Genomic DNA, 18174 nt, shown 5'->3' with positions numbered 1-18174 from the left:
GGTTTTATTTATTCCACCAGAGCTTTGTGTCCAACACATCATTGCCTTGTGCCGCCACCGCCGCCTCATAATTGGAGAGGTTCACGGTTTGTTCCTTCTGCGGGTAGTATATCCTGGAAGGGATACCGCTTCCTACTACAGGGTTGAACTTCGTGTATTCCGTTTCGGGGAAAGGCGCGTTGGGCCATACCACATCACCGGGTTTCACCAGGAATTTCGGGAAACCGGTACGGCGTATTTCCGCCCAGGCTTCGTTACCCTGCATGTATAACGCCAGGTATTTCTGGGAAAGCACCGTTTCCCGGGAGGCAGCGGGCAGCGCATTCACGTAAGCATTTTCCGCGTTGGTGGCCACACCCCACTTCTGCAGGGAGGCACGTACGCCTTTGACGTATTCAGCGGCGTCCCAGTTCCGGTACTCGGACAGCAGGAAACATACCTCAGCATATTCCATCAGCACTTCGCCATAATCTGCAGCATTGACCAGGGTACCGGGCAGGCTGATGTCTTCCGCTTTCAGGATAGACGCCACGCGCGCGTCCAGTCCGTACGGCTGGCCGATGTACTCTCCCCTGTTGTTGGGACGGGCGTAGATGGGCAAGCGGGGATCAGGGGCCGTGAAGGGCCCGGCCGTGCCTTTCAGCACATTGATCAGGATGTGGGACACGGAAAAATCTCTCCGGTTTTCCGTAACCGTACTGCGGTACAACGGCGCTTCATTGGGCGCTTTGGTTTCATACTTCAGCACCGCGTTTTCAGCGTTGCCGGAAATGAGACCGCTTGCAATAGCTTCCTGTATATGGGTTTCTGCCACCTGCGGCAGTTTGGTGCGCACGCGGGTGGCAATGCGCAGGCGCAGGGAATTGGCAAACTTTTTCCACAGGTCCGGCTTGCCTTTGTAAATGCCATCGTAGTTGCCAAAGGTATTGGCGGTCACGTCTATCTGCGCGGCGGCTTCTTTCAGCTCGTTGAGCAGATCAGGGTAGATCTTCTCCTGCGGCGCATATTTGGGCGATACTATTTCCGGGTTGATTTTCAGCGCCTGGAAATCCGCATCATTATTGCCATATGAGCTGTAAGGTATGTTCCCGAAAGCGTCTGTCAGCGAGAGAAAAGTGTACACTTTCAGGATGCGTGCAATAGCGATCTGGTTGTCGTTAGGCCCCACGTTGGCGGTTACCTTTACTTTGGTGGCCGGGTCTGTATTGAGGCGGATGATCTGCTCCAGGTTGTTGAGCGCTTTGTAGGCGTTATCCCAATAAGTGTCTGAGGCGCTGCGCGGCAGGTCATACCGGGATTCGTTCACGTACTGGTTCTGTGAAAAATACTGCGCAAAAAGCATGGCGCTCCTGAAGTTGCCGGCAGAGCCGCGGGCATTGTCTATCACCAGCTTCTGGGCTACGGAAAGAATAGTGGTGGTAGGCACGTCTGCCGGGCGGTTGGGATCTGTATTGATCTCTTCAAACTTTTTATCGCTGCACGCTGCCAGGCCCAGCACCACTGCTAACGTTAATGTATATACTAAGATGAATTGTTTTTTCATGTCGGTTCTTTTTATCAGAATTTAACCTGTACGTTCAGGCCAAAGGTGGCGGGCACAGGCAGGTTGCCGCCTTCCACGCCCTGTATGTTGCCGCCGCTGTTGGTCAGCTCGGGGTCAATGTATTTGCTCGCCGTATAAATATTCCAGAGGTTTCTGCCATAGGCCGCCACACGTACCTGGCGCACGGCAGCCGTTTTACCGAAAGGAATGGTATACCCGGCAGTTACTTCACGCAGCTTCACGAAGGTAGCGTCAAGAATGCTCTGTGTGGTGGGGCCGGTGCTGTAACCGTATGCCCAATCGTACGCAGATACGCGGGTAGTGTTGGGTTTGGTATTAGACACGGTGTACGAACCGTCCGCGTTAAAGACCACCGTGCCGTTCACGCCGTCCAGTATAAGCCCGTTTTCGCGGATGCCATTGTCTGCCGTGTGTTTCAGCGCACCGGTCTGCGTGCCTACTTTATAGGTCTGCGAGAAGAATTTGCCTCCCACGCGCCCGTCTACCAGGAAGCCGGCGTCAAACCTTTTGTAAGAAAAATGCTGCTGGATGCCGAACTGCCAGTCAGGCAACACGCTGCCGATGGGTACCAGCTGTTGTGTGCGCAGGTATTGCCCCCTGTCATCGATCACCTTGCTGCCGTCAGGAGCATATACAAAATCATACCCCAGCAGCTGGCCGTAAGGCTCGCCCTCCCGCGCTACCAGTGTAGCCAGCGAGCCGGAAGGGTCTGTGAGCGGGAAGGTGGTCACCCCTTCACTGAGCTGCACTACCTTGTTGCGGTTGGCAGACCAGTTGAGGGCGGCATCCCAGGTGAAATGGGCCGTTTGCACCGGTACGCCGGTGAGCGTCACTTCAATGCCGCGGTTATTGATCTTGCCCGCGTTGATGTATTTGGATTCATAACCGAATGCGGTAGACACCGGTATGTTGATGATCTGGTTGCGGCTGTTGTTGTTATACACCGTTACATCCAGGCCCAGGCGGTTGGAGAATGCGCGCATGCTCACGCCAGCTTCTGTGGAGCTGGTGATTTCCGGTTTGAGATCTTTATTGGCCAGCACGCTGGGCAGCTTGTAGCCGGGGTTGCCATTAAAGGCCTGTGTGGCTTCATAGGCCTGCTGCAGCTGGTAAGGATCGGTATCGTTACCCACCTGCGCCCAGCTGAGGCGCAGCTTCAGCAGGTTCAGCCAGTTGCTTTCCTTAAAGGGCGCCAGCTCGGAAAGAATGAGGCTGGAAGATACGGAGGGGTACGCAAAGGAATTCCGGTCCAGCGGCAGGGTGCTGCTCCAGTCGTTACGCAGCGTACCGTCTATGAACCAGAAATTTTTGTACCCGAGAGATACGCTCCCGAAGAGGGAGTAAATGCTTTTATGGTAGAAGTTGGACTCGTTGAGCACACTGCTGGCGTTCTTCAGGTTGTAATAGTTGGGAATGATGAGCCCGCCTTGCGTGATGGCGCTGTTTACCCGGCGCTTCTGGTTCATGATATTACCACCTGCATAGGCAGTCAGCGAAATGGTGTTCCAGCGTTTGTTCACGTTGGCCAGGAACTCATAGTTGAATTCGCTGAAGTTGTTGGCATACTCAGAATAGTTGCTCTGGCTGCGGGAGTACACGGCAATCCTGTCTTGCTGCTGGTAGTTGTACAGGTCTGCATTCACTTTGGAACTGAGCTGCAGCCAGTTGTTCACGTCATAGGCAAGACCGACGTTACCATAAAAACGGTCGCGGTTTTCTTCCAGGTAACTTTCGTAAGCAGACCAGTAAGGGTTGTCTATGTATTTGGTGGCGCGGCCAGCGGCGGTGTTTTCCCAGCTGTTGCGGTTCCAGGCGCGGGGGGTACCATCCGGCCGTTTGTATTCACGCAGTTTTTCATAGTCAACCTGCGTTTGGCCCCACTGGAAAGCTTCCAGCATGATGTTACGGTTGGATGCGCCCGTCCACGGCCGGCCGGTGCTCTGGTTCTTCACATAGTTGAAGTTGGCCGTGGCCAGGAAGCGGGAAAAGCGGGATGAGCCGGAGAAGTTCACCGTATTGCGGTGCAGGCTGGAATTGGGTACAGTACCACGTACCGTGCGGTTGGTGTAAGAAAGCCGGAAGGTCTGGTTCTCTCCACCGCCACTTACAGATACGTTGTTGGTGGCCGCAACGCCAGTGCGGAAGAAAGACTTCACGTCATGCTCCGGATAGGCCCAGGGTTCCGGTTTCAGGTAGGTGTCTGCATACTCCGGGTCAAGGTTGTACCAGTGCAGCACCGGGGTACCATCCAGTTTTGGGCCCCAGCTTTCGTCCATGCCGTAGTCTACTATCTTGTAAGTTTGCCCGTTGATAACGGCTTCCTGGAAAGTGTTGCTCTTGCCGCCGCCATAGAGTTTCTGGCGTTCCGGCAGGCGTACTACGCGTTCCAGCTCAATACCGGAGTTCACGGTTACGTCAAGCCCCTTGCCGGCCCGGCCTTTTTTGGTGGTGATCACAATAACGCCGTTGGCGGCACGGGTGCCGTACAGCGCTGCCGCAGCGGGACCTTTCAGCACGTTCACGCTTTCAATATCGTCCGGGTTGAGGTCTTGCACCATGTTGCCCACATCTTTACCTGCGGAGCCGTTCACGGTGCTTTTAGTATTGAGGTCTGCGTTATCTATCGTAATTCCGTCAATCACAAAGAGCGGCTGGTTGTTGCCGGAGATGGAGTTGATGCCGCGGAGCAGCACCCTGCTGGAGCCGCCCATGTTACCGCCGGAGGAGATCACCTGCAAGCCGGCCACTTTACCGGAAAGGGCGCTCAGTGCGTTGGTAGGGCGGGTTTGCAGTTCCGTGCTTTTTACTTCCTGCACAGCATACCCCAGGGCTTTTTTGCTGCGGGAAATACCCAATGCGGTTACCACCACTTCCTGTAACTGTTTATCAGCCGGCTGCAGCACCACGTTAATGGACGTTTGCCCGTTGATGGCCACAGACTGTGTTTCCATGCCAATAAAAGCGAAAGTGAGTTGGGTGGCCGTGTCTGGCACGTTGAGGGCATAATTGCCGTCTGGCGTAGTGGCGGTACCGGTACCGGTGCCTTTGATAAATACAGATACGCCTGGTAATGGTTGTCCACTGCCGGCAGTGACCCTGCCGGTAATTTTCCTGTTTTGCGCATAAATAGTCAGGTTAGTCAGCAGCAAAAGCAGGGTAAGCTTGTACAAATGTCTCATGATGATTACCCTATTAATTATATAGACTTTATAGAGTGCGAAGGTATGCGAAGTGTTAAAACTAACCTAATAAATATTATTTATGGGGCATTACGAATAGTGAATACGATTGGTGGAATAATTGAAAAGCTTATATTTATCAGATCATTGTTGATTCATCTCATGTTGTAGCACCCGCTGGGCGTATTTCGCATTTGTAAAACAGAAATATGCAAAAGCAACATTATTTTTTAGACGAGGCGGGAGATCCGGTGTTTTATGGAAAAGGGCGAAGGGTCATTATAGGCGAGCAGGGTGTTTCTTCGCATTTTATATTGGGGATGGTGCGTTTTGGGGAAGACCTGAACGTCATCAGGGCGCGCATAATGGCCTTACAGCGGGAAGTGTTGACCTCTCCCTATTTTGAAGGTATTGCCAGTATAGAAAAGAAGAAGGCGCAATCTGGTTACTTCTTCCATGCAACGGATGATATACCGGAAATACGCAAGTTGTTCTTTGACTTCATTAAAACGCTCGAATGTTCATTGAGGCGGTGGTAGCAGCGAAAATACCAGATGTTTATTGCCTGGCCGGCGGCAATGGCTCCAACGAGTTTTACGCCGCCTTGCTGTCACACTTGTTACACCGGCACATTCCATCGGAACACCGGCTCGTGCTCAATATTGCAAAGCGTGCAGCCAGTACGCGGCATGATAACCTTGCATCCGGCTTGCAAAAAGCCGTATTGCTCTTTCAGGAAGACTCTCCCGGAACCAGTATCACACCGGATGTGGTGTTTAATGTGCAAGACCAGGTTAATGAACCGCTGTTAAACATAGCGGATTATCTGTGCTGGAGCCTGCAACGTGTGTAAGAAAAGGGTGAAAAAAGATTTTATCACTACGTCATGGATAAGTTCAGTATGATCATACATCTTTACCACAGCGGCATGCCCGGCGGCATCAGGAGAATGGGGCAGGAAGATATGTTGCCAACAGGGCATAAAAAAAGCCCATCCACAACCTAAGCAGCCTTTGTATACTGCCACGTTCTTAGAACGACTTTCAATTGCAACAGGCAATACAAATCTACAAACATTTTCCTGAACAAAAAAAATCCTCCGGCATAACACCGGAGGATTTTTATCTTTAAAACAATCAGGTTACTTATTCACCTTTCTTTTCTTCACCACCTTCAGACTGTTTCAGTTTTTCTCTCAGTTCGGCCAGCGCGCCCAGGTCTCCCAGGGTGGCTTTTTCTACTTTGGACTGGATGTTTTTCACCGTTTTGCGGGTCTTTTCAGCTTCAGCGCGTTTTTCTTTGATCACAGCGTCTTTCTCATCGGCTTTAGCTTGTTCCCAAACCTTGGTGTGAGAAACCAGGATGCGTTTTTCGTTGCGGTCAAATTCAATGATCATGAATTCTTTCACATCTTCAACGGCAATCGGTTTTTCATCTTCGGTGCGCAGGTGACGGGCGGGAGCGTATGCTTCCAGGCCGTATTGCAGCTGTACAGTAGCGCCTTTGTCATCTTTCTTCACTACAGTTCCTTCATGGATAGAACCGATGGGGAATATAGTTTCGAAAGTGTTCCAGGGATCTTCTTCGATCTGTTTGTGACCGAGGCTCAGTTTGCGGTTGTCCTTATCAATACCCAGGATCACTACTTCAATTTCGTTGCCCACTTTCGTGTACTCGCTCGGATGGTTGAAGCGTTTGATCCAGCTCAGGTCGGAGATGTGGATCATACCGCCGATGCCGGTTTCCAGTTCAACAAATACGCCGTAGGGAGTGATATTTTTCACGATGCCTTTATGGCGGCTGTCAAGCGGGAATTTGGTTTCGATGGTAGACCAGGGATCTTCGGTGAGTTGTTTGATAGACAGGCTCATTTTGCGCTCGTCTTTGCTCAGGGTAACTACCACTGCTTCGTATTCTTCGCCCAGTTTGAAGAACTCTTTGGCGTTGATGGGGGTAGAAGCCCATGAGATCTCTGATACGTGCACCAGGCCTTCCACACCGGGAAGGATTTCCAGGAATGCGCCGTAATCTTCGATGTTCACCACTTTGCCTTTTACTTTTGCACCTTCGGTGATGGTAGCGGGCAAGGTATCCCACGGATGGGGGGTCAGTTGTTTGTAACCCAGGCTGATGCGTTTTTTCTCGTCGTCGAAGTCCAGTACCACCACGTTGATCTTCTGATCCATCTGCAGTACTTCGCTCGGGTGAGAAATACGGCCCCAGCTGATGTCGGTGATATAGAGCAGACCGTCAAGGCCACCCAGGTCAATGAACGCACCGAAGTCGGTGATGTTCTTGATAGTACCTTCCAGTACCTGGCCTTTCTCCAGTTTGGAGATGATGTCTACACGTTGTTGTTCGATGTCGCTTTCGATCAGGGCTTTGTGAGATACCACGGCGTTGCGGATAGCTTCGTTCACTTTCACTACCTTGAACTCCATGGTCTTGCCAACAAACTGATCGTAGTCGGTAACCGGTTTAACGTCGATCTGAGAACCGGGCAGGAAGGTTTCCATGCCGTAAACGTCCACGATCAGGCCGCCTTTGGTTTTGCTGGTAACGGTACCAGTAACCACTTCGCCGGTTTTGTAAACTTCCACGATGCGTTCCCATGCACGTTGCATGCGAGCCTGTTTGCGGCTCAGGTGCAGGTTGCCGTCGCGGTCTTCTTTTTCAACTACCAGTACTTCAACCTCGTCACCTACTTTCAGGCCCGGCAGATCGCGGAACTCGTTGAGGGAGATAAGGCCGTCGGATTTGAACCCGATGTTGATCACCACGTCGGTTTTGGTAATACCTACAATGGTGCCGGAAAGCAGACCGTTCTCTTCGATCACTTTGAAAGTGCTGTCATAAGTCTGGTCATACTTTTCTTTCTCTTCTTTGCTGTAAGAAGATACGTTGCGTTTGTCCACGCTCCAGTCAAAATCGTCATGAGCGGTGGCAACAGGAGCATTTGTTGTCGCTGTTTCTGCCGGAGCGGCTGCTGCCGGGGCCTGTTGTTCAGCGTTTTGTTCGTTAGTAATGTTGTTTTCTGTCAAAATTTGTTTCCTCCTTTTAAAGTAAAGTATTTTAAGGGAGGCAAAGATACGGAGATATTCCCTTTCGCGCAATTTTATTTAGGCCAAACAAACCCTGTAACCCAATTGTTTATATATATTATTAATCGCTACCCCGCAGCAGCCGCTTTCGCCCGGCAGGCAGGCCCCTGCGCGTTTAGCTCAACTATTTTCTTTAATTTTCCGGTATGAACGGCACTTCTTTTCAATCGGACATCAGATATTGGCTCAAACAGGAGAACACAGTGAACCACCTCATGTTTGTGAATATTGTGATCTTTATTGTGCTGGGACTATTGTTTGTTCTGGCGGCTCCCAACACGTTTCACATTCACTTCGCAGTTGTCACCCACGCCTTCCTGCTGGAAAATCTTCAATTAAATATATATAATGACACTTTACTATATAAGCCCTGGGGCCTCCTGACCTACATGTTCGTTCACACGGGCATTTTCCACATTTTCTTCAACATGCTCAACCTCTACTGGTTCGGCAATATGTTCCGCAGCACCCTGGGCAACAAACGCGTACTGCCGCTATACCTGCTGGCCGGCATCATCGGCGCGCTGGTATACATCCTTTTCTACTACGCCCTGCCACCCACCAATATGCTGGGCGGCCCCATGATAGGCGCTTCCGCCGCAGTGATGTGCTTCCTGGTGGCCAGCGCCACCCTGATGCCCAACGTCGAAATAAGCCTGCTGTTCCTGGGCCACATCCGCCTCAAATGGGTGGCCATAGGCGTCATCATCATTGACATCATTGCCATCCCCGGCGGCAACGTAGGCGGCATCCTGGCCCACCTGGGCGGCGCGGCCTTCGGCTACGCCTATGTGCGCATCCTGCAGAACAACGGCACAGATCTCTGCGCCCCCCTCATTTCCCTGTTCGAAAAAATTTCCGGCCTCTTTTCCCGGCAGCCCCGCCCGCGCAAGTTCAAACCCAAAAAATCGCCCCTGCGCGTGGTACGCAACCCGGAACCCTCCCATGCCACCAAACTTGACCAGCTGCTGGACAAGATCAACGAAAAAGGCTATAACAGCCTTACCTCGGATGAAAAGCAGTGGCTGAAAAAGTACAGCGACGAGAAATAACCCTCCTGAAGCCGCATTAAAATAAAAAGCCCCGGAGACCCGGGGCTACTGCATTTATCTATATCAGTAAACGTAAAATGCTGGTATTGCAGCAGGTAAGATAAGGCCGGCTCAAAACAAAGCGTATGCTCAACGCCTCACAAAAGACCGCCTGCGGATAAATACCTGCCCGCCCCCTGCAAAATTTGTCAGCCGGGCGTCATCCGCTTGCATCACTCTCTTTCCGCTATATTTCCCTGGTACGAAATAGGCTGCTTGTTCCTGGGCGTCAGGTGCAGCGTGGCACTGCCGTTCTTCAGCACGTTCAGCATCAGCTGGCTCACATTGGTGGAGTTACGGGGCCTGATCTCCACATTCCAGCCGCCCCGCTTGCGGTCTTTGATCACATAATCCAGCCCGCCCGTCCTGAAATTGAAACCCACCTGGGAATAGTCTGTAATGGCCTGATGGGAGCGCCCCACGTAAGGCAGGTTCATTTGCAGGGAATCCCCGAACAGCCGCAGCGTATAGTTCTCCCCGGCAATGGGCATGCTCTGCCCGCCGGGCGGCACCACCGATTGCACAAAAAAGATGAACTGTTTTTTCACCAGCAGGGCCTTCACGGCGTCAGCTATGAGAGAATCCCTGAAATCACGGGGGCTTTGCGCATACGCGGAAAAGACCTGCAGGCATAAAGCTATGCCCAGACATAGTGCGATTTTGGATGCTTTCAACGTACAGGTTTTAATAGTAACCGGAAGTTAACTAGAAAAGTTGACATTTACCAGTTTTTGCCGCCGGGGGCATTCGGCCGATTATGATTATCTTTGCCAAATTGAGGCAGATCACATGAAAACATTCAACGTTCCCATCATATACCGCAGTCCGCTGATCTCCGCCATCAAACAATACCGCAAGCAGCAGGACCGCATGAAAAAGGATTTCAGCCCTACCCTGCTTGATTTTGGCCCGGTGCGCATCTTGCTGGCCCGCCACTTCGGTTTTTGTTACGGGGTGGAAAACGCCATAGAGATCGCTTTCAAAACCATTGAAGAAAATGAAGGCAAACGCATTTTCCTGCTCAGTGAAATGATACACAACCCCCAGGTGAACAGCGACCTGCTTTCCCGCGGGGTACGTTTCCTGATGGATACCGGCGGCCGGCAGCTGATACCCTGGGAAGAGCTGAACGCCGATGACATTGTGATCATACCCGCTTTCGGCACCACCCTGGAAATAGAGTCCCGCCTGCAGGCCATCGGCATTACGCCGCTGCAATACAATACCACCTGCCCCTTTGTGGAAAGGGTATGGAACAAGGCGGAACAGATTGCGGCCCGGGGCTACACCGTAATAGTACACGGCAAACCCAAACATGAGGAAACCCGCGCTACCTTCTCCCACAGCCGCTTCCATACGCCCACCGTGGTGGTGAAAGATATGGAGGAAACCCACCGGCTGGCAGACTACATCCATGGCCGCAAACCCGCGGAGCAGTTTTATGAGGAGTTCAAAGGCCAGTATTCCGAAGGCTTTGACGTAACGCGCCACCTGGAGAAAGTGGGCGTAGTGAACCAGACCACCATGCTGGCCTCTGAAACACAGGCCATTGCAGATTATGTCAAACAGGCCATCCGGGAAAAATACCAGCTGGCAGACCAGGAGGTGGCCGCCCGTTTTGCAGACACCCGGGATACGCTTTGCTACGCCACCAACGACAACCAGACGGCCGTTACCGGCATGCTGGACGTGGAAGCGGACCTGGCCATAGTGGTGGGCGGCTACAACAGCTCCAACACCTCCCACCTGGTAGAGCTTTGCGAAGAAAAACTGCCCACCTATTTTGTAAGCTCGGAAGAAAAGCTCCTTTCCCGCAACGAAATACTTCACTGGGACTTTCACCACCACCAGGAGCTGCACACCAGCGGCTTTTTACCAGAAAAGGAAGTGGTAACCCTGCTGCTGACCAGCGGCGCCTCCTGCCCTGACGCGGTTGTGGAAGGCGTTATCCGCAAACTGCTCTCATTTTACGGGCTGGAAGAGAAAGTGGAAGAAAAAGCGGCTGCTTTCAACTGAGGCATAGACGCCTCCGGCAACCCGCAACCGGAATAATCCTGCCACCCCCGGCCATAAACAAAAAAGACACCAGAAGGTGCCTTTTTCCTTTGGGGCTAATCAAACGCTAGTAATGCAGAGAAAATTCTTTTTTGTATCTAACAAACAATTGATTTTCTGATTGTGAAACAAAAATACAATCTCAAAAAAGCCACCGCAACCGCGATTTAATATCCGGTATCCCCAGACCGATAAGTGGTATGAATGGCTGTAAATCCGGTTGAGCCCAGGACATGGCTCACAGCCTTCCGGCAGCTGAAGGGAGTGACACAACGGCGGCCGGGCCAGGGTTTAAAAGCCGGTTCCCCCCTCCCTTCTACTCAGAACTGCATGGCCTTTTTCAGGAAATCCGCCTTGCGCCGGCGGGAAACCTCCACCTGCGTACCGTCACTCATAAGGGCAAAACCGCCTTCTCCCTGGATGTAAGACTCCATTTGCTGCAGGTTGATGAGGTGGGAATTGTGCACGCGGAAAAAGTCAACATCCGTCAGCAGCTCCTCAAATTCTTTCAAAGGTTTGGATACCAGCAGCTGCTTGCGGTCTGTGAAGAACAGCTTGGTATAGTTACCGGTAGACTCGCAGCGTACAATATTCTGCACGGGCATGAATACCAGGCCGTTAATAGTAGGCAGCGCTATTTTCCGGTTAGACTGCTGCATAGTTTTCATGTTCTGCAAAAATACCTCCAGCGGGGCAATGGCAGGGTCTGTACCCTTCTCCGCCCGCCGCTCCTGGAACTTGCGCAGCGCTTCCTGCAGGTCTTGCACGCTGAAGGGCTTCAGCAGGTAATCCAGCGCATTGAACTTGATGGCTTTGAGGGCATACTGTTCATAAGCAGTGGTAAAAATTACGTCAAACTGTATGCGGTCATATTGCTTCAGCAGCTCAAACCCGTTTTGATGCGGCATTTCCACGTCGAGAAATACCAGGTCAGGCGCCAGCTCGTCAATTACCCGCCGCGCTTCTTCCACGCTGTTCACTCCTGCCAGTACGGTCACTTCCGGGCATTTTTTCTGCAGCATTGCCTGTAACGCATCAATACAATGCTGCTCGTCATCAACAATGATAGCTTTGATTTCGCTCATGTGGTGATTTTTAAAATTTTCCCTGCTTAAAATAAAAATTCTGCCGGCAGCACTATTCTCACTTTAGTGCCGGTTGCCTGACCGTTATCCTGCAAGTCGTGGATCTCTACATTCGCATCTTTGGTATTATTGATCTTGCGGATGAGGGCTATACGGCCTTCTGTTACTTTCATGCCCATGGAATTGTGCATGCGGTCTTTCTTTTCTTTTATTTCCATGGCCATTTTACGGCCAATTCCATTATCCGTTACCGTTACCTCCAGCACCTTGCCCCGCAGCAGCACCGCTATTTCCAGCATGCCTTTCTCCTTGCGGTGTACCAGCCCGTGCCAGATGGCGTTCTCCACGTAAGGCTGGATGATCATGGGCGGTATCAGCACTTCTTCTTCATTAATATTTTCCCCCACGGCGATGCTGTAATCAAACATGTTATTGCAGCGCAACGCCTCCAGGTCAAGGTACAGCTTTAGGGATTCCAGCTCTCTGTTGAGCGGAATGAAAGTGTGCTGGCTGTTATCCAGTATCATGCGCATCAGCTTGGAAAACTTGGTGAGGTAATCTGACGCCTCTTCCTGGTTATTGCTCCAGATGTAGCGGTGAATGGAGCTGAGGGAGTTGAAAATGAAGTGAGGGTTCATTTGCGCACGGAGCGAGCGCAGCTCCAGCTGTAGTGTTTGGCGGTTGGCCTGCAGGTTGCGGTGGCGGATGTAAAAGAAGCCGCCCACTATCAGCATGAACAGGAAACCCGCCAGGGCAATGGCCAGCGCCAGGTTGCGGCGTATGCGAAGCTGGCTCAGGTCTTGCTCCTGCTGCAGCTGTTTGATCTGGTTGTCTTTCTGGTGCACGTCATGCAGGGTTTGCATCTGCGCAAACTCCGTGCTTGACTTTTCCCGCAGCAGGCTGTCTTTGTACAGGATGGAGTAGTTGTTGAAGTCCATAGCCTGGTTAAGGTCTCCGGCACGTTTGTAGTTATCGCTCATAGATTTGTAGGCTTCCATGAGCGTTGACTTGAAGCCCCATTTCAGGCCCAGGTCAATAGCCTGCTGCAGGTATTTGCGCGCTTCCTCATACTTGCCTTCTTCGTTGAGCAGGCGGCCAATGCTGATGTAGCTGTCCGCGGAGTGTATCTTGTCTTCCACCTTGTCATTCAACGCCAGGGCCTTTTGCAGGTACTCCATGGCCAAGGGGTAGTTTTTCTTTTTCTGGTAAGCCGTGCCCAGGCAGGTGTAGCAGATAGACATGCCGGTGATGCTGTTAATGCGCTCGTTCACGGCCAGGGAGCGTTTGTAGTAGTCAATGGCGAGGTCCAGCTTGCCGAGGCCTTCATAGGCGTAACCCAGGTTGCCAAGGTTGATGGCAATGCCCAGCTCGTTATCTCTTTCCTGCTCAATGCGGAGGCTGCGGTTAAACACCTCTATGGCTTCATCATACTTGGCGTCAGAGAGTTTGATATTGCCGATGGAGTTGGTGGCAATGGCCAGGTTGCGGTCATCTTTATCTTTTTCGGCAGACTTGAGGGCCCTGAAGTGAAAGTCGAACGCCTTTTCCAGCATGTCCCGCCGGCGGTAGTCTACCCCTACATTGTTGAGCGAGATGGTGATCAGGCGGGTATCTTTGGCGTCCTGCGCGCTTTTCAGCGCCCTTTCGTGGTATTCCGTGGCCAGCAGGTACTGGGATTTGTTGCGTTTGGAGGTGCCCAGCTCGTTGTATGCTTCGGCCAGGCCTTTGGCGTAGCGCATTTTCTGGGAGGTGCTGATGGCTTCCTGCAAAAAGGCGTTTTCCTGCCGGCGCCCGTCAAAAAAGCGGTACAGGCTGCGGGCCCGGGCCATCAGGAGGTTCACCTTTACCGTATCGTCCGGCATTTTGCGGATGGAGTCAAGACTGCGGAAAACCTGCGCTGAATCCTGCGCGGAGGCAGGCGCCCACAGGAACAGATACAGGCTTGCAATAAAGATCAGCGCTTTACGGAACATGGTAAAAGGGTGAAACAGTGCAATTAAAGATAATCATTTACAAAAAAATGAAGGGGCGAAAGAATTCGCCCCTTTCCTATTAACCGAATACACCTACTGAAAATATGAAACAGGGCCGCTGTACGGCCGAATCTCACATTAATTTTAAGGCAGCACGGCCATGGCCTGCATACCTGATATATATTGTAGTTCGTTTATATACGGTTAATAGTGTGGTCTTTTTCTGGATATAAGTCCGGGATATGGCAAAAAGCCTTTTTTTGGACAATCATCACGTTGAACCAGTTTGCTGCTGACAAAAGTTACGGGACCCGCCAAGCGCCATCCGGTAGCTCAGATCATTTCTGATGTGCAACAAAATTTCAGGTTCTTTTCCAGGTTATGAGTCACTTCCGGTCCAAAAGTATCTGCGGCATATATCTTTCACTTTCCGCTCTATACGGAATTTCAGGGCCAAGACCAGTAAAATTGAGGAATTTCGGAGGATGAGGTAAAAATATATCAACAGGGATTGCTCCCGTCGTTATTCCAAAGGTAATAACGTTTTTGATATATACAAAAAAAATTCAAGAAGAATGTTCCATTACGGCGTCTTCCACCCATTGCTTCACCAGTTCCAGCTGTTCTTCTATTGATAACTGGCTGTTATCCAATATAATGGCATCATCTGCCTTGCGCAGGGGACTTACTTCGCGGTTGGCGTCTATATAGTCACGCAGCTCCAGGTTTTCTTTTACTTCGTGCAGGGTGATGTTCTTGTTCTTTTCGTATAGCTCTTTAAACCGGCGCTCCACGCGTACAGCGGGATCTGCGGTCATAAATATTTTCAGCTCCGCTTGCGGGAATACCACGGTGCCGATGTCACGCCCGTCCATCACGATCCCTTTCTGCAAGCCCATCTTTTGCTGCTGTGCCACCGCAAACTCGCGCACCTCGCGGATGGCGGCCACTTCGCTTACTTTCTCCGCTACCAGCATTTCACGGATGAGCTGCTCTACATTTTCCTCATTGAGGTACATTTCATTGCGACCGGAAATCTGGTTGTACACAAATTGCAGATGAATATTTTCCAGGGCGTTCATCACCTGTACGTGATCTGCCCAGTCTACCCGCTGCTGCATAAAATACAGGGTGATAGCCCGGTACATGGCGCCGCTGTCAATATACAGGTAGTCCAGCTGCTCTGCCAGCTGCCTGGCCAGCGTGCTCTTCCCGCAGGAAGAATAACCGTCTATGGTAATGATGATCTTTTTCACGCCCGGATTTTTTAGCGGTACAAGCGGTAACAATTGCTTCTGCAAATTTGCCGCAAATCCGGGAATAATCAAAGACTTTTCTGTCAGCGCCGGTCTATGACAATCACTTTGAAGGTGCGCACCAGGCGCTGGGTGGCCTTGTCGTAAAACACCAGCAGGTACGTGCCTTTGGCGAGGTGCTGCACCCTGATGGTACGCTCTCCCGCTATTTCGTACTGTTCCACCAGCTGGCCCATGCTGTTCACGATCTGCATCAGCAGCTCCGTTTGCTGCCCGCGTACGCGTACTTCAAACTGCCCCATGTTGGGGTTGGGCCAGACATCTACCCGCAGGAAGGGCGGCACGGCCTTTATTTCGGAATAACTTACGCGCCCGTTTTTCGATACGGCTTTGATGCGGTAATACGTCCAGCCATCGTAGCCGTTAGGGTCTGCATGCCGGTAATCCATGCGGATGCTGGTGTTGCCGTTGGGCGCTATGGAAGGTGCTTCACCGGCTTTGGTGAAATCAGGCTCATTGTCGTACCGTCTTTCTATGTCAAAATGATCATTATTCAGCTCGCTGCTAACCGCCCATTCCAGCTGCACAAAGTTTTCGTTGAGACGGTACGCGTTAAGCTGTATGAACACGGCCGGTGCGTATGGCCCATACAATACGGAGGCCTTTGTAAAATATTCGTTGGTAGAAATGCCGTCTTTCAGAATACGGTAATGCATGGTGGCGTGCTGCAAGGTGCCGGTGGTGGTAATGTTGCCGGCTACCGGCAGGCTGACGGGGTTTTCCTGGTAATCCCATTCATTGTTCATGAACCGCGTTACATAGCTGGCAGCGCGGAAAGCAGCATAGTCTCGCCCTTCATCTGCATCCATGTGCTGCAGCGTGAGCTTTGTTTCCGCGGCGTCAGGCTTTGTTTTGGCAATGTTCCAGGTTTTGTTGGCAAAGTCCAGCTTGTTGGTAAGGCCTGAAATGGCATACTGGTATACGCTGTCAAACACGCGCGCACGCACATCATCAGCGGCGCCTGCATACTCTATCACGGCAGGCGCGTAAGTGGAAATAGAAGTGCCGATGGGAAATACCACTTTGCCCGCGGAAGCATCTACCTGCTCCCGGTACAGGAAGCCGCCGGCAATACCGGTACCCGTTATCACAAAAGATTGTTCGCTGTAGCCGGTGATGGTACCGGGCCGGCCGTCTCCCACCACCAGGTTCCAGCCGTTCAGGAAGAGGTGGCCGCTTGAAAAATGGAGGTTGTTGCGCACTTTCAGGTCACTGAGGTCTGCCAGCAACACGCCCAGGCGGTTGTTCACTTCCAGGTTGGGAAAGGTAGCCCCCAGCCGGGAAACAATGCTGTAACCGCCAAATACCTGCTGCGCGCCTACGTTGCCGTACAAAGGGTTATCTCCGGAGAAGCGGAAAAGGCCTCCCTTTGCGCTGAAGCCGTTCTGGCTGTTATCCGGCAATGCTGCGCCCATACCGTTTCTCCATGCCTTGCCGAAGAAGTGGACGAGCGCATCGTCTGCCGTACCCAACGCGCCATCATTCACCACGCTGCCGTAAATGCTCACGGCCTCTGTATTGCCCACCTGCAGGCGCGTACCGGGCGCAATGTAAAGGTCTTGCTGCGCTATCAGCGGCAGGGCGGCCAGGAGGAGCAATATGGTGATGATGGTACGCACGGGATAATGGATGTTAATCTTGAATGATGGTGATATCGTATTGACGGCTGCCTACTGCAATATTGTCTCCTGTATTCGTAAAGCAGACCGTGATCTGGCGGGCGCCTGCGTCCGTTACCCTGCACCAGCCTATACCGATCCTTGTGGGCAGGTCAGACCGCGGGTTGATGATGATGTTGTCGTTATCGGTCAGCACTATGCCAGCAGGCAGCGTTACGGTGAACTTTCTCACCGCATTATAGCCGAACTGCGTATTGTCTCCGAAAGTGACCGTTGTTTTTTGAACATTGGCCAGCACGGTACCAGACGCCCCCAATTTAAATCTGCCGTTCACATCCAGTTTCGCGGCCGGGTTGCCGGTGCCTATGCCCAGTTCATTAGCGCCCGCATCCCACACCAGCTGCCCTGCATCCTGCGCCACGGCGCCGCCGGTACCGCTGGTAAACAGAATGCCGCCGTTCACGTTCATATCTCTCACGGTGAGGTCTTTCATAGCCCCGGTACCATCTATGTTAAACCCTGCCGATGCCTGCGGGGAAGCGGTCTGGTTCTGGATGTAGTAGGTGGAGCCGGCCGGAATGTCTGCAGCCGCCAGTGCGGAACCGCCTGTTACAAGGCCTTTCGCGTTGTAGGTCACTTTAGGGAAAGTGCCGCCGCTGTGAATATTGCCGAGGCTCAGTAAAATGTTGCCGGAAAGCGCTCCGTTGCCTGTTATGTCGCCACCGGAAAAGGTCAGCGGGTGGGTTGGTGTAACATAGTTGGGTATCCAGTTGGTCCATTTGCCTGACTCGAATTTCAGCAGCTGGCCATTGGCCGGAGCAGCCAGCTGCGCATCACTGAGGCTGGCCAGGCTGAGGTTGCCGCCATCGTTCACCCGCGTCCAGGGTGTGAGGCCGTCCAGTTTTTTGATATAGAGGCTCTGGTCATTGGTATTAAACACCATCATACCGGCAGCGGCGGTATCCAGGGGATTGGAGCCTAAAGCTGCATTGTTCACACGTGGTAATAACAACCCTTTCCGGGTAGAGCCCAGTTCAAGAATGGCATCTTTGCGCAGGGAACCGTCTCCCCCGAACTTCATCTGCGCTGCGGCCGGCAATGCGGCACCCATCAGCAGGCAGTAAAAAATTGCCAGGCTCTTTTTGTACAATTGATGCATAGACTTTTATTTGGATTATAAGGGAACGGCCG

13 protein-coding genes are annotated in these 18174 nt (G+C 52.1%); 4 read left to right on the top strand and 9 right to left on the bottom strand.

Features of this window, described 5'->3' with window-relative positions:
- Window positions 1-4: 4 nt before the first annotated feature.
- Window positions 5-1543, bottom strand: a complete 1539-nt coding sequence (locus ABDW36_RS08710) for a SusD/RagB family nutrient-binding outer membrane lipoprotein (protein ID WP_343701498.1) — start codon at window positions 1541-1543, stop codon at window positions 5-7.
- 14 nt (window positions 1544-1557) lie between these two features.
- Window positions 1558-4743, bottom strand: coding sequence for a SusC/RagA family TonB-linked outer membrane protein (locus tag ABDW36_RS08705; RefSeq protein WP_343701497.1), 3186 nt, complete (start codon window positions 4741-4743; stop codon window positions 1558-1560).
- Between the two features lie 209 nt (window positions 4744-4952).
- Here ABDW36_RS08705 and ABDW36_RS08700 point away from each other — a divergent pair, with 209 nt between their 5' ends.
- Both ABDW36_RS08700 and ABDW36_RS08695 read left to right on the top strand, forming a co-directional pair.
- Window positions 4953-5282, top strand: coding sequence for a hypothetical protein (locus ABDW36_RS08700; protein ID WP_343701496.1), 330 nt, complete (start codon window positions 4953-4955; stop codon window positions 5280-5282).
- A complete protein-coding gene (locus ABDW36_RS08695; RefSeq protein ID WP_343701495.1) occupies window positions 5261-5596 on the top strand; it encodes a hypothetical protein in 336 nt (111 codons plus the stop codon). The genes ABDW36_RS08700 and ABDW36_RS08695 overlap by 22 nt, the downstream gene beginning before the upstream one ends.
- 292 nt (window positions 5597-5888) lie before the next feature.
- Here the strand turns inward: ABDW36_RS08695 and rpsA are convergent, their stop codons facing one another.
- On the bottom strand, window positions 5889-7784 hold the full coding sequence (gene rpsA, locus ABDW36_RS08690) for a 30S ribosomal protein S1 (protein WP_343701494.1): 1896 nt from the start codon (window positions 7782-7784) through the stop codon (window positions 5889-5891).
- 206 nt (window positions 7785-7990) lie between these two features.
- On the opposite strand from rpsA, the gene ABDW36_RS08685 reads away from it, so the two are divergent.
- The gene (locus tag ABDW36_RS08685) at window positions 7991-8896 is read left to right on the top strand and encodes a rhomboid family intramembrane serine protease (RefSeq protein WP_343701493.1); all 906 of its coding nucleotides are present in this window, start codon (window positions 7991-7993) and stop codon (window positions 8894-8896) included.
- A gap of 212 nt (window positions 8897-9108) precedes the next feature.
- On the opposite strand, the gene ABDW36_RS08680 is transcribed toward ABDW36_RS08685, so the two are convergent.
- Entirely contained in the window at window positions 9109-9609 is a 501-nt protein-coding gene (locus ABDW36_RS08680) for a DUF4251 domain-containing protein (protein ID WP_343701492.1), read from the bottom strand.
- A gap of 115 nt (window positions 9610-9724) precedes the next feature.
- Here ABDW36_RS08680 and ABDW36_RS08675 point away from each other — a divergent pair, with 115 nt between their 5' ends.
- Complete coding sequence (locus ABDW36_RS08675; protein ID WP_343701491.1) at window positions 9725-10951, top strand: 4-hydroxy-3-methylbut-2-enyl diphosphate reductase; 1227 nt, start codon at window positions 9725-9727, stop codon at window positions 10949-10951.
- 359 nt (window positions 10952-11310) lie between these two features.
- Here the strand turns inward: ABDW36_RS08675 and ABDW36_RS08670 are convergent, their stop codons facing one another.
- From ABDW36_RS08670 to ABDW36_RS08650, 5 genes are all read right to left on the bottom strand, one after another.
- Window positions 11311-12075: a LytTR family DNA-binding domain-containing protein gene (locus ABDW36_RS08670; protein ID WP_343701490.1), complete on the bottom strand. Its 765-nt coding sequence runs from the start codon at window positions 12073-12075 to the stop codon at window positions 11311-11313.
- A gap of 26 nt (window positions 12076-12101) precedes the next feature.
- The gene (locus ABDW36_RS08665) at window positions 12102-14048 is read right to left on the bottom strand and encodes a tetratricopeptide repeat protein (RefSeq protein ID WP_343701489.1); all 1947 of its coding nucleotides are present in this window, start codon (window positions 14046-14048) and stop codon (window positions 12102-12104) included.
- A gap of 566 nt (window positions 14049-14614) precedes the next feature.
- Complete coding sequence (gene cmk, locus ABDW36_RS08660) at window positions 14615-15304, bottom strand: (d)CMP kinase (protein WP_343701488.1); 690 nt, start codon at window positions 15302-15304, stop codon at window positions 14615-14617.
- An 83-nt stretch (window positions 15305-15387) separates the two neighbouring features.
- On the bottom strand, window positions 15388-16983 hold the full coding sequence (locus ABDW36_RS08655; RefSeq protein WP_343701487.1) for a T9SS type A sorting domain-containing protein: 1596 nt from the start codon (window positions 16981-16983) through the stop codon (window positions 15388-15390).
- A gap of 13 nt (window positions 16984-16996) precedes the next feature.
- Window positions 16997-18142, bottom strand: a complete 1146-nt coding sequence (locus ABDW36_RS08650; RefSeq protein ID WP_343701486.1) for a hypothetical protein — start codon at window positions 18140-18142, stop codon at window positions 16997-16999.
- Window positions 18143-18174: the final 32 nt, after the last annotated feature.

Source organism: Chitinophaga sp., assembly GCF_039596455.1.
Taxonomy (GTDB): domain Bacteria; phylum Bacteroidota; class Bacteroidia; order Chitinophagales; family Chitinophagaceae; genus Chitinophaga.
This window is presented reverse-complemented; position numbering and strand designations above follow the sequence as displayed.

Coding starts and splice junctions, on each gene's coding strand:
- ABDW36_RS08670 (WP_343701490.1), bottom strand. CDS start 12,075: ATGAGCGAAATCAAAGCTATCATTGTTGATGACGAGCAGCATTGTATT.
- ABDW36_RS08695 (WP_343701495.1), top strand. CDS start 5,261: ATGTTCATTGAGGCGGTGGTAGCAGCGAAAATACCAGATGTTTATTGC.
- ABDW36_RS08705 (WP_343701497.1), bottom strand. CDS start 4,743: ATGAGACATTTGTACAAGCTTACCCTGCTTTTGCTGCTGACTAACCTG.
- ABDW36_RS08675 (WP_343701491.1), top strand. CDS start 9,725: ATGAAAACATTCAACGTTCCCATCATATACCGCAGTCCGCTGATCTCC.
- ABDW36_RS08700 (WP_343701496.1), top strand. CDS start 4,953: ATGCAAAAGCAACATTATTTTTTAGACGAGGCGGGAGATCCGGTGTTT.
- ABDW36_RS08685 (WP_343701493.1), top strand. CDS start 7,991: ATGAACGGCACTTCTTTTCAATCGGACATCAGATATTGGCTCAAACAG.
- ABDW36_RS08650 (WP_343701486.1), bottom strand. CDS start 18,142: ATGCATCAATTGTACAAAAAGAGCCTGGCAATTTTTTACTGCCTGCTG.
- ABDW36_RS08665 (WP_343701489.1), bottom strand. CDS start 14,048: ATGTTCCGTAAAGCGCTGATCTTTATTGCAAGCCTGTATCTGTTCCTG.
- ABDW36_RS08710 (WP_343701498.1), bottom strand. CDS start 1,543: ATGAAAAAACAATTCATCTTAGTATATACATTAACGTTAGCAGTGGTG.